Source organism: Anabaena sp. UHCC 0187, from assembly GCF_009712035.1.
Taxonomy (GTDB): domain Bacteria; phylum Cyanobacteriota; class Cyanobacteriia; order Cyanobacteriales; family Nostocaceae; genus Dolichospermum.
Window position 1 is genome coordinate 680,068 of the sequence record NZ_VILB01000011.1, and the last position, 14,069, is coordinate 694,136.

At 38.2% G+C, this 14,069-nt stretch carries 19 protein-coding genes; 12 read left to right on the forward strand and 7 right to left on the reverse strand.

Features of this window, described 5'->3' with window-relative positions; translation table 11 throughout:
- The first annotated feature begins 7 nt into the window (after positions 1-7).
- The 3 genes from FJR11_RS12210 (at position 8) to FJR11_RS12220 (ending at position 1,643) form a co-directional block, all read left to right on the forward strand.
- Positions 8-511, forward strand: a complete 504-nt coding sequence (locus FJR11_RS12210) for a DNA recombination-mediator protein A (RefSeq protein WP_168503953.1) — start codon at positions 8-10, stop codon at positions 509-511.
- Between the two features lie 138 nt (positions 512-649).
- On the forward strand, positions 650-1,066 hold the full coding sequence (locus FJR11_RS12215) for an MAPEG family protein (RefSeq protein WP_168503955.1): 417 nt from the start codon (positions 650-652) through the stop codon (positions 1,064-1,066).
- Between the two features lie 85 nt (positions 1,067-1,151).
- A complete protein-coding gene (locus FJR11_RS12220; protein WP_168503957.1) occupies positions 1,152-1,643 on the forward strand; it encodes a YajQ family cyclic di-GMP-binding protein in 492 nt (163 codons plus the stop codon).
- Between the two features lie 44 nt (positions 1,644-1,687).
- On the opposite strand, the gene FJR11_RS12225 is transcribed toward FJR11_RS12220, so the two are convergent.
- A complete protein-coding gene (locus FJR11_RS12225) occupies positions 1,688-2,245 on the reverse strand; it encodes a glutathione S-transferase family protein (protein WP_168503959.1) in 558 nt (185 codons plus the stop codon).
- Positions 2,246-2,257: 12 nt separating this feature from the next.
- Positions 2,258-2,722 carry a hypothetical protein gene (locus FJR11_RS12230; protein WP_168503961.1) on the reverse strand — a complete coding sequence of 155 codons (465 nt, stop codon included), beginning with the start codon at positions 2,720-2,722 and terminating at the stop codon, positions 2,258-2,260.
- Between the two features lie 331 nt (positions 2,723-3,053).
- Between FJR11_RS12230 and FJR11_RS12235 the strand changes: the two genes are divergently transcribed.
- On the forward strand, positions 3,054-3,764 hold the full coding sequence (locus tag FJR11_RS12235; protein WP_168503963.1) for a tetratricopeptide repeat protein: 711 nt from the start codon (positions 3,054-3,056) through the stop codon (positions 3,762-3,764).
- A 149-nt stretch (positions 3,765-3,913) separates the two neighbouring features.
- Here FJR11_RS12235 and FJR11_RS12240 read toward each other — a convergent pair whose 3' ends face one another.
- A complete protein-coding gene (locus tag FJR11_RS12240) occupies positions 3,914-4,324 on the reverse strand; it encodes a hypothetical protein (protein WP_168503964.1) in 411 nt (136 codons plus the stop codon).
- Positions 4,325-4,573: 249 nt separating this feature from the next.
- Entirely contained in the window at positions 4,574-4,669 is a 96-nt protein-coding gene (psaM, locus tag FJR11_RS12245) for a photosystem I reaction center subunit XII (RefSeq protein WP_027404816.1), read from the reverse strand.
- Between the two features lie 221 nt (positions 4,670-4,890).
- Here psaM and FJR11_RS12250 point away from each other — a divergent pair, with 221 nt between their 5' ends.
- On the forward strand, positions 4,891-6,183 hold the full coding sequence (locus FJR11_RS12250) for an FGGY-family carbohydrate kinase (RefSeq protein WP_168504216.1): 1,293 nt from the start codon (positions 4,891-4,893) through the stop codon (positions 6,181-6,183).
- 141 nt (positions 6,184-6,324) lie between these two features.
- A complete protein-coding gene (locus FJR11_RS12255) occupies positions 6,325-6,996 on the forward strand; it encodes a hypothetical protein (RefSeq protein ID WP_254444740.1) in 672 nt (223 codons plus the stop codon).
- Here FJR11_RS12255 and FJR11_RS12260 read toward each other — a convergent pair.
- A complete protein-coding gene (locus tag FJR11_RS12260) occupies positions 6,993-7,670 on the reverse strand; it encodes a DsbA family protein (protein ID WP_168503968.1) in 678 nt (225 codons plus the stop codon). The two genes, FJR11_RS12255 and FJR11_RS12260, sit on opposite strands and share 4 nt — an antisense overlap.
- A gap of 100 nt (positions 7,671-7,770) precedes the next feature.
- Between FJR11_RS12260 and rpmI the strand changes: the two genes are divergently transcribed.
- The 5 genes from rpmI to FJR11_RS12285 all read left to right on the forward strand — a co-directional run bounded on the left by rpmI (position 7,771) and on the right by FJR11_RS12285 (position 11,931).
- The gene (rpmI, locus tag FJR11_RS12265; protein ID WP_071992743.1) at positions 7,771-7,968 is read left to right on the forward strand and encodes a 50S ribosomal protein L35; all 198 of its coding nucleotides are present in this window, start codon (positions 7,771-7,773) and stop codon (positions 7,966-7,968) included.
- A gap of 20 nt (positions 7,969-7,988) precedes the next feature.
- The gene (rplT, locus tag FJR11_RS12270; RefSeq protein ID WP_015079973.1) at positions 7,989-8,345 is read left to right on the forward strand and encodes a 50S ribosomal protein L20; all 357 of its coding nucleotides are present in this window, start codon (positions 7,989-7,991) and stop codon (positions 8,343-8,345) included.
- A gap of 110 nt (positions 8,346-8,455) precedes the next feature.
- Entirely contained in the window at positions 8,456-9,238 is a 783-nt protein-coding gene (locus tag FJR11_RS12275; protein WP_168503970.1) for a transporter substrate-binding domain-containing protein, read from the forward strand.
- 73 nt (positions 9,239-9,311) lie between these two features.
- Positions 9,312-9,836, forward strand: a complete 525-nt coding sequence (locus tag FJR11_RS12280) for a tetratricopeptide repeat protein (protein WP_168503972.1) — start codon at positions 9,312-9,314, stop codon at positions 9,834-9,836.
- A 112-nt stretch (positions 9,837-9,948) separates the two neighbouring features.
- Complete coding sequence (locus FJR11_RS12285) at positions 9,949-11,931, forward strand: primary-amine oxidase (protein WP_168503974.1); 1,983 nt, start codon at positions 9,949-9,951, stop codon at positions 11,929-11,931.
- A gap of 183 nt (positions 11,932-12,114) precedes the next feature.
- Here FJR11_RS12285 and FJR11_RS12290 read toward each other — a convergent pair whose 3' ends face one another.
- Positions 12,115-12,252, reverse strand: a complete 138-nt coding sequence (locus FJR11_RS12290; protein ID WP_168503976.1) for a hypothetical protein — start codon at positions 12,250-12,252, stop codon at positions 12,115-12,117.
- 272 nt (positions 12,253-12,524) lie between these two features.
- Between FJR11_RS12290 and FJR11_RS12295 the strand changes: the two genes are divergently transcribed.
- Positions 12,525-13,067, forward strand: a complete 543-nt coding sequence (locus FJR11_RS12295; RefSeq protein ID WP_168503978.1) for a GNAT family N-acetyltransferase — start codon at positions 12,525-12,527, stop codon at positions 13,065-13,067.
- A gap of 10 nt (positions 13,068-13,077) precedes the next feature.
- Here FJR11_RS12295 and FJR11_RS12300 read toward each other — a convergent pair whose 3' ends face one another.
- On the reverse strand, positions 13,078-13,998 hold the full coding sequence (locus FJR11_RS12300) for a histone deacetylase (RefSeq protein WP_168503980.1): 921 nt from the start codon (positions 13,996-13,998) through the stop codon (positions 13,078-13,080).
- Positions 13,999-14,069: the final 71 nt, after the last annotated feature.

The window sequence follows — 14,069 nt, forward strand, 5'->3', positions numbered from 1 at the left end:
TTCATCTTTGAGTCAGTCAATAGACACTATCGAACTAGATACATTAGCCCAAGAACTGGCAACAATCCAACAGACAGGTTCCAAGCGGATTGCCTTGCTAGGTTCTCGTCATGTGCCAATTACCCATCAGAACCTCATTGAAATGATGACTTATGCCCTGATTCTATCGGGCAACCGCGTCATTACCTCTGGTGCTACAGGCACAAACTCTGCGGCCATCCGGGGCGCAACACGGGCTGATCCCAATTTACTCACGGTAATTTTACCCCAGAGCTTGGAACGCCAACCCCAAGAATCGCGCCAGCAATTAGAACAGGTAATGCACCTGGTAGAAAACCCCAGTAATGATAGCCTGTCCTTAGCTGAAGCGAGTTACTTATGTAACAAAGAAATCGTCTCTCGTTGCCAACAACTCATCTGCTTTGCATTTCACGATAGTCGCACTCTGCTACAAACCTGTAGTGATGCCGAAGAACAGCGAAAAGTGGTAACACTTTTCTACTTTGACTAGGGTGAACCGCAGTTTTTGTAAAGCCAATAATAGAGATTGGAAATTATTGAGTAAAGGGTAATGAGTTAACTAAATTACCCTTTATCCATTAACAGTAAATGATCAACACTACACCAAGCACCCTATTAAATTAGTTGAATGTCCCTATCTCAATTACCAGCACCTGCTATTTTTTTATACTCTATTGTTGTCGCGGCTATTCTCATTTATCTGCCCTATTTATTAGTAGCTTTTGCTAGAGTGCAGATAGGATATGATCTTTCTGCACCTCGCGCCATGTTTGACAAGTTGCCACCCTATGCCCAACGGGCAACATGGGCCCATGAAAACTCCTTTGAAGGGTTTATGGTTTTTGCCGCAGCAGCGCTAATGGCTTATGTCACGGGGGTGAATTCTCCCCAAGGAGTAAACGCAGCCATCGCTTTTATCATTGCTCGTTTGCTATACTCTATTTTCTATATTGCAAATATACCTTTGTTAAGATCGCTCATGTTTGGTATTGCTTCTTTTAGTTCGGGAACTTTGTTTTTTCTCAGTCTCATGCAAATTAAATAATTAGGCTGAGGGAATAAGGAGAATATTTATCTATCTTCCCTCTTGCCTATTGCTTCTTGCCTATTCCCTATTACCAATTTTATTTATGGCTACTTCTTTTTCCTTTGATATCGTCAGCGACTTTGATAGACAAGAACTAGTTAATACTATTGATCAAGTCACAAGAGACGTTAAAAGCCGTTACGACCTTAAAGACACTAAAACTACAATCGAATTAAGCGAGGAAAAAATTACCATTGGTACTGACAGCGACTTTACCTTAGAATCTGTCCATACCATCCTGCGGGAAAAAGCCGCCAAGCGTAACCTTTCCCAAAAAATCTTTGAATTTGGCCAAATCGAATCTGCCAGCGGCAATCGTGTTCGTCAAGAAATCACCTTGAAAAAAGGCATCAGCCAAGAAATTGCTAAACAAATTTCTAAATTGATTCGGGACGAAATTAAAAAAGTCCAAGCCTCAATTCAAGGTGACGCTGTGCGAGTAACAGCTAAATCAAAAGATGACTTACAACTGGTTATTCAACGTCTTAAACAAGAAGACTTTCCCGTCGCCTTGCAATTTACGAATTATCGTTAGAAAATATAACTGACAATTGTTAGTTGTCAGCTATCAATTGTCAATTACTTGCGTCCACCGATGCTTTTTTGAAACGCGGGGCGTTCAGACATTGACTTGATATAATTCTCAACTGCTGGGTAAGCACTCAAATCTAATTTGAGCATAATGGGAATATAAGAGAGAATTGATCCCACGGCTACATCTGCAACTGTAAAATCATTACCCAGCAAGAAGGGCTGTTTTCCGAAAATTTCATTTAAAGGAGTCAGTAATCGTGGCATTTCTCGCTCACGATTGGCTTCTATAAAAATACCTGTTCCTAAACTAGCATTGGCAAATAATACCCACTGGGTAAATACAGCTTTTTCTTCTAGTGAATAAGCGGTTTTATCGTATTTTTCAGCCAAATAAAGCAAAATAGCCCCTGATTCCCAAAGTTGGAAATCACCATCCACGATAGCGGGAACTTTACCCATAGGGTTAATTTTCAGGAACTCAGGCTGAATGTGTTCCCCTGCTTGCATATCTAGCAGCACAAATTCATAAGGAACTTCTAGTTCCTCTAAATACCACTGGATAATTGCAGCCCGACTACGAGCGCCGCCGTAAAGTTTCAACATGGTAATCTGAAATTAAAGAACTTTGTGAGTGTGGGAATGTTGTTTTACATTGTCGTCTTTGGTGACAACTCTAGCCGCATTTAGTACCCGTTTGCGCTCTATCGAATAATTCAAATCGGTTTTAGTAGTTCCCAAGGGAATCAGAGTTTGGGCTGCTTCACGGCGCTTATAGGTACGAGCCGCAGAAAACAAGCGTAATGGAAATTCATCTCCAAATTGCGCCGATTCCGGGAAACCTGCTGGCAACAGCATTTTATCACCATCTAATACAGATCCTAAAGTCGTGGCGTAAGCCAGCCTGTAAGAGGTAGGAATCTGTTTAAATAGGGCTTCTAATGCTGCTGAAGGAATGGGTTCTATCACTTCAATTTGATGTACTTCCCCATCTTCTTTATAGAAGCACGTAGCTAAACCAAGAACAATATAGTCATCGGTATGGAGATCGGTAGCATCAGCATAAGAAATTGTTGTTGTCATTATAAATGTCTCTTCTAGAATTGGTAAATAGGGATTGGTCAGTTGTCAGTTGTCAGTTGTCAGTTGTCAGTTGTCAGTTGTCAGTTGTGATTGGTAAGACTCTTATTGCCTCTTCCTCTTCCCTCTTCCCCCCATCATTAAAATTTACACTTCAATTCTTTAGAATTTTACTGATTCGGGAATTGAACTTGGGTATGAAGTATACATTATTAGATTTATGGCTAGTGTTATTTCCGGATGTAAAATCCACGTCCTTCAATAATCCTAGAGCCATCAGGACACAAAAACTGTAACTTTATTTGACAAACCAAGTAAACCAAATAGGCAACGTATGAATAAGCACTCTTTTTTAAATTCTGGTATTCAAAACAATCAAGTCTGTCTTTTTGATCAAAACAATCCTTGTTATCAATGTGCGGGGTTACAGGATGGTCAGGAATCAATGCTAGAAGAACGTTATTTACGCTCTTGTGCTTTGAAGTTAGCACAACAAGGGGATTATACTAAAGCGATCGCTCTGTTAAGTCACCTCATTGATCATCATCCTGAAAATGCTGTTGATTACAATAACCGGGGGTTGATTTATTTTCAAAGTGGTGACAGCCAAAAAGCCATCTCTGATTATAACAAAGCCCTAGACTTAAATTCTAAATTAGCTAGTGCCTACAATAACCGGGCTAATTATTACGCTGCTTGTGGTCAGTTAACAGCCGCTTTGGCTGATTATGAACAAGCATTAGATATAAATCCCCATCATGTTCGAGCTTGGATTAATCGCAGTATTACTTTACGTGACTTAGGAGACTATGCGGAAGCTATTGAAAACTTAGAAATTGCTATGCTATTTGGTCAACTCAAAGGCAATATTTGGGCTGAACGGGGACGGACTTATCATCTCTGGGGTGATTGGAATTGTGCAATTGCTGATTACCGTCGCGCACTAGCAGAGCTACCATTTTTAAGTGATCAAAATGTTTCCGGTTATCGCTTGCGATTACAAATCGAAAACTGGTTAAACGAGTTGCTATTTTTTGAAGAATAATTTGGTAGATGGCTAAATTGAGAATTCAGAATTTTAGAATTTATTGGTAAAACTGACTCAAAAATTTGAATTTTGTCACTAAATATAAAGTTCTATCATTTGGTAGTCACCCTAATAACCATGATGATTAATATGTTTTCTGCACTTTTTTATGGTGCTGAATCAGATTGTTCCGTTACAGTTTGATCTTGATTCATCAATATAATTGGACGCTGATTAGCATCAAAACGATATGATTTTTGTTGCATAATACTCTTAGTTTCGCCGGGATCAAAATTGTGGCTAAATTCCGACCGTAATTTTTGGACACGCCCTTCCATAACTTTTACTTCGGTACGTACTTCTCGCAACTTGTCCTGTTGTGACCAATGATAAGGCAATAATTGTACTAAAGCAGATACCGATGCTGCACTAATAACTATATTAACTATTACTTTAGCTGTAGTTTCCAGTGCCATTACCTGATAAGCACGTTGGCGTAAGTGTCGTTTAGGTCTTGGTACAATTCGGCGTTGTTCTACTGGCTGTATAGGAGGTCTAGATGGTTGAAACGCATTCATGGTAATAACAAAAGGCTTGCATAATTTACGGTAATTACCGTCAAAAGCAAACAGGTGCTAATTGCGGCTTAATTTAGCTGCCATATTACTTCATTTTTGGGAAATTTATACAAGTATGAAGATGAATAAAATATTACCTAGTAAAGTAAAGTGCAATTTCCATAATCCTGATAGCTTAGAACCACAAGCATTTGGAAACCACACCCACTCATACTAGGGTTAATCACCTGTAACAGAGTTACATTGGTGTTATTTGTATAGTTCTGTAGCTAAACGCCAAGCTAGAATTCCTGGAATTAGCGCCACAACCAAAGCAATGTAAACTTGGGTATCTGAGATAGGCATGATGGAAATCCTCCTAAGTTGAACTAGATTTTCAAGACTCCGTTTACTACTTTTCCCTGTTTTGCCAAAATTAGGAAACATCTTGTTACAAGATGCAACAAAAACCGGGGATTGGTCAGTTGTTCTTTGTCAGTGGTCAGTTGTTAAGAAGTTTTCCCAGTCCCCAGTCCCTAGTCCCCAGTCCCCAGTCCCCAGTCCCCAGTCCCCTTTTCCCTGAATCTATGAATTTATCCCTTGGTATTGACTTTGGTACTTCTGGCGCACGGGGTGTGGTAATTGATGAAGAAGGTCGCATTCAGTGCGAAATGCGCCATTGTTGGCAGGTTGGGACTGTTGATTGGGTGAAATGTTGGCAACAGGCTTTATGGAGTCTTTTAGGGCAAATTCCGGGGGTATTCAGACAGGAAATCGGGGCGATCGCTATTAATGGGACTTCTTCCACTATTTTGCTGACTGATGGGGCTGGAGAGCCTGTGGACGCGCCGCTATTGTACAATGATGGTCGGGGGGCAATGGCTTTGGAACGATTGAGCAAGATTGCACCAGCAAATCACACTGTGTTAAGTGCTACATCTAGTCTGGCGAAACTCCTCTGGATGCAAGAATTACCTGATTTTCCAAAAGCTAGATATTTATTGCATCAAGCCGATTGGCTGGGTTTTCTCTTGCATGGAAATTTAGGTATTAGCGATTACCACAACGCCTTAAAATTGGGTTATGACGTGGAAAAATTGCAATATCCAGAATGGTTGGAACAGCTAGAAATTCCCCTCCAGTTACCGCAAGTATTAGCACCGGGTACAGCTATTGGTGAATTACTTCCCCAGATTGCGGCTGATTTTGGCTTTAAAGGCGATTGTTTGGTGGTTGCTGGCACAACGGACAGTATTGCGGCTTTTCTAGCCAGTGGAGCTAAATTTCCGGGGGAAGCGGTAACTTCTCTGGGTTCAACTTTGGTACTAAAACTTTTAAGTCGGCACAGAATCGAAGATGCGCGATATGGAATTTACAGCCATCGTTTAGGAGATTTGTGGTTAACTGGAGGTGCATCTAATACTGGAGGTGCTGTTTTAAAGCATTTTTTCAGCGATATTGAGTTAGTGCGGTTAAGTGCCAAAATTGATCCGACTCAAGCCAGTGTGTTAGATTATTACCCATTATTGAAACCAGGCGATCGCTTTCCTATTAATGATCCCCAATTATTACCCAGACTAGAACCACGTCCAGATCAACCTCAAGAATTTCTACATGGTTTATTAGAAAGTATGGCTAGAATAGAAGCTCAAGGATATGAACTATTACAAAATCTAGGTGCAGATCCTTTAACTCATATTTATACTGCTGGTGGTGGTGCTGCTAATTCTACTTGGACAGCTATTCGTCAACGTTATTTAAAAGTACCTATTGTTTCATCCAAAAATACAGAAGCAGCTTATGGAACGGCACTTTTAGCAATGGGGAGGAAATTAATATCAAAACGAACCGCAGAGGACGCGGAGGACGCGGAGGAATGAGGAGGAATGCGGAGGAATGAGGAGGAATGAGGAGGAATGCGGAGGAAAAGAATTATTTATAAGTTGTAAAGTTAAGTTTAATTCAGTATTCAATTGTTAATTTATAAGGTCATGAATTTAATCACTAAGCTAGTTTCCCAAATGTATAACAATTTCAAGTTTCCGCAAATCTTGGTCTTTGGTTTGATTATTACCAGTTTGTTTGCCTGTGGTTTAGGTGTAACTGAAAATAATACATCTGCAAATGCTAAAAATCCCGAACAGTCACAGTTAAACCAAAATACTTTACCTAAATCTATTTCTCAAAAATTGCTAAGGGACGCTGCTAGAGTTTCTGGGGTAAAAGTTTCTAATTTGCAAATTACTCAAGTGACATCTACCAATTTTAGTAATCCCTGTATTTTCAAATTTAGAGAAGTTTGTACGAAGGAATATAATCCTATTTCCGGTTGGATTGTAATTGTGCAAGTCAAAGAACAATCTTGGACTTATCATGTCAATAAATCCGGTTCACAAATTCTTTTAGATCCGAAAATTAGCAGTAATCAATTACCGAAAAAAATTGCTAATGCGGTTTTGAGTAATGCTTCTAAACGTTCTGGTTTAGCAGTAAGTTCTCTAAAAATTACCCAGTCAATTCAAAAAACTTTTAGTAATTCCTGCGTGTTTAATTTTGGTGAAGTCTGCACCCAAAATTTTGATCCCATTCAAGGTTGGGAAATAATTGTCAAAGTTAAAAGCCAGTTTTGGACTTATCATGTAGATATAACTGGTACACGCCTGGTTTTAGATCCTCAAGTTACCAAAATCTAACACCAAGATTGTTCTCCGGCAGGATTGTGCAGTAACTCACGAATATTTGCTTCTATAACTCGATAGCCTACATTTCCGTTGAGTCTCTGCCTTCCTTCATTAAAAATGATTGTAGGGCTAACTGTTACCGTATGCTCTTTGACTAAGTCAAAATCTTTGGATAACTGGGCGTAGGCCTCACCACTATCAATTTGAGCTTGAATAGCAGCAATCGGTAGGCTTAACTCTTCGGCAATTTCAAATTGTACCTTGCGGTCAGAAATATTTGCCATTTTGGTGAAAAACGCCTGCCGAAATGCCCAAATTGCTTTTTTAAATGCCTGTTGTTCTGGGTCTACCAAACCCTTTATTTCTAATAGTTGAACCCCATGCAGAAATAAATGACAGGATGTAGATGAAGATGGTGGATTGTGAGTCCAAATATCAGGATGAATGGTAATATGATTGAACTTTTTTGCCACTTCCTGCACATGATGACTATATCCTGATAATCCCCCCCGATCTTGCCATCCTTTCTTGAGTTTTTCCTGGGCGTTACCAAAAACAGGAACAAAGTGGTCTTCAATCACGATTTTGTTTTCAAAGGTTGTTTTCAACTCGTCCAAACGGATCTGAGCAATATAAGCCCAAATGCAGAGAAGATCAGAAAAGTAAAAGACACGAATGGGTTCCATTGTTATCCTGGTGTTTATGAAAGTGAATCACGGAAAATGGTGCATACAATTTGCCTTTTCTCATATATAATAATAGATTGTGTTGAATTAAAGCCATCCCATGCCTAAACTAAAGACTCGCAAGGCTGCGGCGAAGAGATTCCGCGCCACCGGTAGCGGTAAAATCGTCCGCCGGAAACCGTTCAAAAACCACTTATTAGAGCATAAATCCTCTAGCAAAAAGAGCAATATGTCCAAAATGGCAGTTGTTCATGAACGGGACGAACCTAACGTGCGTTTAATGCTTCCATATTTGTAAAAGATCACAGGTAATAAGATATGACTCGGGTAAAACGCGGTAATGTAGCTCGTAAACGCCGCAATAAAATTCTCAAATTAGCTAAAGGTTTCCGTGGTTCTCACTCAACTTTGTTTAGAACCGCTAACCAACAGGTAATGAAGGCGCTTCGCAGTGCTTACCGCGATCGCAAAAAGAAGAAGCGTGATTTCCGTCGTCTCTGGATAGCGCGGATTAACGCGGCTTCTAGACAACACGGCTTAAGCTACAGCCGCTTAATTGGTAATTTGAAAAAGGCCAATGTGGAACTAAACCGCAAAATGTTGGCACAATTGGCAATTCTTGATCCTGCAAGCTTCGCTAAAATTGCGGAACTCGCTAACTCGGTTAACGGATAAAGGTGGCAACGGATGAATAACGGATGTAACAGATGGCACTTCGGAAAATTGAAAATTAAAAATAACGAAACTTTTTGGCATTTTTAATTGGAGTAAAACGCAGAGCGATTATGAATAAGTTACATCTGGTATTATCCGCTACCCTATCTTTGATTTTTTGGCTGTCTTTTCTAAGCGGGAACTTAACTGCATCTGCGGCAACAATGGCGGAAATTCAGCAGCGAGGCTATTTAAATATGGCAGTTAAGGATAATCTTCGTCCTTTGGGATTTAGGGATGACAAGGGCAATTTACAAGGGTTAGAGATTGATTTAGCCAAACGGTTGGCCAGTGATTTGTTGGGTAAAGCTGATGCTGTGAAATTGCAACCTGTAGCCAATAGCGATCGCTTACCTGTAGTCTTTAATCAGCAAGTTGATTTGGCTATTGCTGGAGTCACAGCCACAGAATCACGTTCTCGCATTGTGAGTTTTAGTGTTCCTTATTATTATGATGGGGCGGCAATAGTTACAAAAAATACATCTATTCAATCATTAAAAGATGTAGGCAAACGGAAAATAGCTGTTCTCAACAACTCTAGCACTGTCGGATACTTAAAATATTTTACACCATCTGCTGAATTGGTCGGTGTAAGTTCTTATGGCCAAGGCTGGGAAAAAATAGCAAGTAATCAAGTAGATGGTTTTGCTGCGGATGTCAGCGTTCTTAGTGGTTGGGTGCAAGCACATCCTCGGTATCGCATATTGCCAACTAAATTATCAGCAGAACCTTTATCTGTAGTGATGCCTAAAGGATTGCAATATGATGAATTAAGACGCAAAGTGAATGAAGCGATCGCTCGTTATACAGTCACAGGTTGGCTGAAAGAACGGATAGAATATTGGGGATTGTAGTAATTTAGTGAGAAATATACAACCTAATAACTGATAATAGATAGAGTATTTTAATAATTTGTATTTGTAGAAAATGGATAGCAATTTAGTCGTCATTTATCTGTCAATTTTTGTTGGTTTACTTGCATTTGCAGGTGTGAGTGTTTTCCGTCAAGTATTCAAAACCCGTAAACTTGAAAACTCTCTAGGTAAGTTAAAAACCAAATTAACTAAAGAAAAAGGTACGGCTCAAGAATATTATGAATTAGCTAGTATCTATTCAGAAAAAAAAGTATTTAGCCAAGCTATACCCCTATTTCAAAAATCTCTCAAAGCAGCAGAAGAAGAGGGAGAAGAATCTATTGCTCCCATTTACAACGGCTTGGGATATGTTTATTTTGCTCAAGAGCAATACGACTTAGCAATTCGTCAGTACAAAGAAGCCATCAAATTAAACCCAGATTATGTATCGGCTCTAAATAATCTCGGACACGCTTATGAGAAGAAAAAATTGAATGCTCAAGCGTTGGAAATGTATGAAGCAACACTCAAATTAGCACCAAATAACGCCGTTGCTAAACGTCGCGCTGAATCTTTACGTCGCTTAGTTTCTATATAGTGCGCTGGACATCAATTCTGTAGTCATATTCTTGATATTAGCCTCTTAATCTTACGGTTTCTCATCTCTAGTTGAGGAATCAATAAATGTACTTTTTTGAAAAATGTGCAAGATGATTAAGAGGCTAAATCTTTTTTACCAGCTAACTATTAGCATTATTATTTTCATTAATATCTGCTGGGGATTTCCTAATATTGTATTAGCGGAAGAAGCGATAATTCCACACCCTCTCAACCCCTTAACAGAACAAGAGATTAATACAGCAGTTACCATAGTTAAAGAGCAAAAAAAACTCAGTGAAACCGCAATTTTTCCCATAATTGCCTTACAAGAACCCGATAAAAAAGCAGTCTTAAATTTTATACCTGGCAAATCATTTCTACGCCAGATTTTTTTGCAAGTTTATGAAATCGAACTGAATAAAACCTTTACTGGAACAGTTAATTTAAACACGAAAAATCTCACTTCCTGGCAAGAAATATCTCACGGACAACCTGCTATTTTATCACCAGATTATGCAATAGCGCGGGAAGTAGTAAAATCAGATTTGCGTTGGCAAATAGCCATGCAAAAACGCGGAATTAAAGATTTTGATCATGTAGAAATAAGTTGTTGGGGAGCAGGAATACTCAATCAAGCAGAAGCCAAATCTGGTAATCGAATTTGTCGAGCATTATCTTATTATCAAGGTAAACATTGGAATTTTTATGCTCGTCCCATAGAAGGTGTTTTAGTTACAGTCAATTTGAATAAAGGTGAAGTTGATAGTTTTGTTGATAACGGTACAGTTCCCATTTCCCAAGAAAATTGGGATTATGACATTAATGCTTTTAGTCAAATAATTGCACCACCAAAACCATTAAACATTAATCAACCAGAAGGAACAAGTTTTAAAATTCAAGGTAATGAAATTACTTGGCAAGGTTGGAAATTTCGTTATTTAATGCACCCCCGTGAAGGTTTAGTTCTGTATCTTGTTAAATACCATGATGGTGAAAAAGATAGATCAATTTTATATCGTGGTAGTCTCTCAGAAATGGCAGTTCCTTATGGTGATACTCAGCCAAATTGGTCGTTTAGGAATGCCTTTGATGTGGGAGAATATAATTTAGGATTATTAGCAAACAAAATAGAATTAGGTAAAGAAATTCCTGAAAATGGAGTTTTACTAAATACAGTCTTTGCTAATCCTGAAGGAGAACCTTTCACCATACCTGGATTAATTGGTATCTATGAAAGAGATAACGGTATCCTTTGGAAACATTTTGATTACAAAACTCAAAAAAATCATGTCCGTCGTAATCGTGAATTAGTCCTAAAAATGATGACGACAGTTGATAACTATGATTACAGTCTCAACTGGATATTTAGGCAAGACGGTACTTTAGAAGTAGAAAATGAGTTAACGGGGATTGATTTAGTCCAGGGAACAGCCAGCATAAAACAAACTGAAAATAAGTCTTTTGGCAGATTATTAGCTAAAAATATTTTTGGCGTAAATCATCAGCATTTTTTCAATTATCGCTTAGATTTAGACATAGATGGACAAGCTAATTATATCATGGAAATGAATGTAGAAGCGTTGCCAATGGGTGACAAAAACCCGTTAGGAAATGCCATAAATGTAGAAGATACAGCACTAAAAACCGAAAAATCTGCTGTGCGTGATTTGGATATTAAACACAGTCGAGAATGGATGATTGCTAGTACAGATAAACAGAATAATTTAGGTGTTCCTCCTGCATATATGTTAATGCCGGGAGGAAATACAAATTTATATGCTGTGGAAGGTGCAAATATTAGGAAAAAAGCAGGTTTTGCCACTCATCATTTTTGGGTAACAAAATATAAACCCAGTGAAATGTATGCAGGTGGAGATTATCCCAACCAAACACAATTGGGGGAAGGTTTACCCAAATATATTGCTGATAATGAATCTGTGAATGGTGAAGATTTAGTTGTGTGGTACACAATGGGAATGACTCATATTCCTCGTCCAGAAGATTGGCCTGTAATGCCAACTCACCGCGTTGGTTTTAAGTTAATGCCAAGGGGATTTTTTAATAGGAATCCCGCGATTAATTTGGGTGAGTAAATTCTCATTACCTACCAGATACAGGTAATGCAAGATATATAGCAATCCTAGATAAAAGTTTCAGCCTTTTATCAAGGTTGGATATTCATTCGTGAATATGTCTATGGTAGAGACAGGTTGTAGATAAAATTTCGGCTGTACTGTCAGACTTTTTCAGTCCTGTCCCTACTTTGAAGCGTAGTTTTAACTGTCTCCTGTTTTTTCAATGGTTTCAATCACAGCTAAACCTATACTAGAGGCGGCGATTAGCATGATTGCTGACGCGAGAAAAGCACTGATAAGCATCTGGAGAGCTTGGTCAAAAAAGATATAGGTGGTCATTTGTTCACCTTCTGAACTTTATACAGCTACTGGTACTATCTAATTCTTGTTCACAGTCTGGTGACTGAATTCCTTGTAATCGTATCTTAACAAAACTTTAGCTCTTTCATGACCCGATGACAAAGTTTTATTACTAAATATTTGATAAATTTTAACTATATTCAGTTAAGTACAATACTGAAAAACACCGAAAGTAAAAATTTTATCTACTTTCAGTACAGTATTGTTGTAGTTTTAATTGTCGTAATAGTTACTTAATTCTTGGTCTAGCTATGGAACTTCTGCGGTTCGAGATATCTACACACCGTCTGTTATTACAGCCCATATCCATGGCATATAAGGCAGATATTTTTAGAGAATTTACCCAGGAAGTCACGACTTATTTATATTCAGAACCATCAAAAAAAATTCAGGATACTGAAAATTTTATTAATCAATCTTTACTAAATATGGAAAAAGGAGAAGAGTTAGTAATTGTGATTTTAAAGAAAGATTCTCAAGAGTTTTTAGGATGTAGTGGGATACATAAAATTAATAGTAAATATCCAAGATATGGAATTTGGTTGAAGAAATCAGCACATAAACAAGGTTACGCTACAGAAACAATTGCAGCCCTGAATTTATGGGCTGAAGAAAACTTAGATTATGAATATCTAAGATATGGTTCAGATAAAGCAAATAAAGCCAGCCGTAGGATTGCGGAAAAAATGGGAGGTAAGATTGGTAGGGAATATGATGTAATTAACATGAGTGGTAAAGTCTTAAATGTAGTAGAATATAACATTAGTAAAAAACAAAATTCTGAATTTTACTAATTAAAAAATACTAACATATACAAGGTTTAATAGTAGCAATTACTGATTCAGCAAGACTTGGTAAATCATAACCACCTTCTAAACCAAACATAATTTTTCTGGTTATACCTAAACAGTATTCTGTAAACAACCCAAAATCTTCTGGTTGCAAATTCATACCAGCTAAAGGATCATTAGCATTAGCATCATAACCAGCACTAATAATCAGTAAATCTGGCGCAAAATTACTTAAAAAGGGTAATATCTTGCTTTCCCACAACGGTTGATAAACAGTAATATCACTACCAGGGGGAACGGGTAAATTTAACACATTATTATGTGAACCTTGTTGAGAAGCTTTCCCAGTACCGGGATAAGCTGGATACTGGTGAAGAGAAATATAAGCAATTTCTGAGTGAGTTTCTACTATTGCTTCCGTACCATTTCCATGATGTACGTCCCAATCTAGGATAGCAACGCGCTGAATTCCCGGTTGTTGTAAAGCGTATAAAGCTGCAATTGCAGCATTAGAAAATAAACAAAACCCCATGCCTGTATCACTTACCGCATGATGTCCTGGTGGACGCGCTAATACAAAAGATTGATTTGTTGTATTAATAACTGTATCAACTCCATCTAGCCAAGCACTAACTGCTAACAACGCTACATCATAACTGCGGGGAGAAATACGAGTATCTCCATCTAAATAACCACCACCAGAGGAGGAGATATTTTTAACTTTGTTAATATAGGTTGTAGGATGAACATTTTCTATCCAAGATATTAAAGATGGTTTTGATGTAACAGGTGTGGGTAGTTTCCAGGTAATTTTTTCGGCAAAACTCGCAGCTTTTAAAGCGTTGACTATGGCTGTTAACCGGGCTGGTTTTTCTGGGTGGTAACTTCCGGTTTTGTGATCTAAAAATTCGTCAGAATAAATGACTTGTAACATATATTTCTATATCCAGAATCTGAAATGTCAGTTAGGTGAAAGTCAAGAAACTTATTAAAATGATATATTAC

Excerpts from the sequence above, each read along its gene's own strand:
- FJR11_RS12215 (WP_168503955.1), top strand. The coding sequence starts at position 650 with ATGTCCCTATCTCAATTACCAGCACCTGCTATTTTTTTATACTCTATT.
- FJR11_RS12220 (WP_168503957.1), top strand. The coding sequence starts at position 1,152 with ATGGCTACTTCTTTTTCCTTTGATATCGTCAGCGACTTTGATAGACAA.
- FJR11_RS12225 (WP_168503959.1), bottom strand. The coding sequence starts at position 2,245 with ATGTTGAAACTTTACGGCGGCGCTCGTAGTCGGGCTGCAATTATCCAG.
- FJR11_RS12230 (WP_168503961.1), bottom strand. The coding sequence starts at position 2,722 with ATGACAACAACAATTTCTTATGCTGATGCTACCGATCTCCATACCGAT.
- FJR11_RS12235 (WP_168503963.1), top strand. The coding sequence starts at position 3,054 with ATGAATAAGCACTCTTTTTTAAATTCTGGTATTCAAAACAATCAAGTC.
- FJR11_RS12240 (WP_168503964.1), bottom strand. The coding sequence starts at position 4,324 with ATGAATGCGTTTCAACCATCTAGACCTCCTATACAGCCAGTAGAACAA.
- psaM (WP_027404816.1), bottom strand. The coding sequence starts at position 4,669 with ATGCCTATCTCAGATACCCAAGTTTACATTGCTTTGGTTGTGGCGCTA.
- FJR11_RS12250 (WP_168504216.1), top strand. The coding sequence starts at position 4,891 with ATGAATTTATCCCTTGGTATTGACTTTGGTACTTCTGGCGCACGGGGT.
- FJR11_RS12255 (WP_254444740.1), top strand. The coding sequence starts at position 6,325 with ATGTATAACAATTTCAAGTTTCCGCAAATCTTGGTCTTTGGTTTGATT.
- FJR11_RS12260 (WP_168503968.1), bottom strand. The coding sequence starts at position 7,670 with ATGGAACCCATTCGTGTCTTTTACTTTTCTGATCTTCTCTGCATTTGG.
- rpmI (WP_071992743.1), top strand. The coding sequence starts at position 7,771 with ATGCCTAAACTAAAGACTCGCAAGGCTGCGGCGAAGAGATTCCGCGCC.
- rplT (WP_015079973.1), top strand. The coding sequence starts at position 7,989 with ATGACTCGGGTAAAACGCGGTAATGTAGCTCGTAAACGCCGCAATAAA.
- FJR11_RS12275 (WP_168503970.1), top strand. The coding sequence starts at position 8,456 with ATGAATAAGTTACATCTGGTATTATCCGCTACCCTATCTTTGATTTTT.
- FJR11_RS12280 (WP_168503972.1), top strand. The coding sequence starts at position 9,312 with ATGGATAGCAATTTAGTCGTCATTTATCTGTCAATTTTTGTTGGTTTA.
- FJR11_RS12285 (WP_168503974.1), top strand. The coding sequence starts at position 9,949 with ATGATTAAGAGGCTAAATCTTTTTTACCAGCTAACTATTAGCATTATT.
- FJR11_RS12290 (WP_168503976.1), bottom strand. The coding sequence starts at position 12,252 with ATGACCACCTATATCTTTTTTGACCAAGCTCTCCAGATGCTTATCAGT.
- FJR11_RS12295 (WP_168503978.1), top strand. The coding sequence starts at position 12,525 with ATGGAACTTCTGCGGTTCGAGATATCTACACACCGTCTGTTATTACAG.
- FJR11_RS12300 (WP_168503980.1), bottom strand. The coding sequence starts at position 13,998 with ATGTTACAAGTCATTTATTCTGACGAATTTTTAGATCACAAAACCGGA.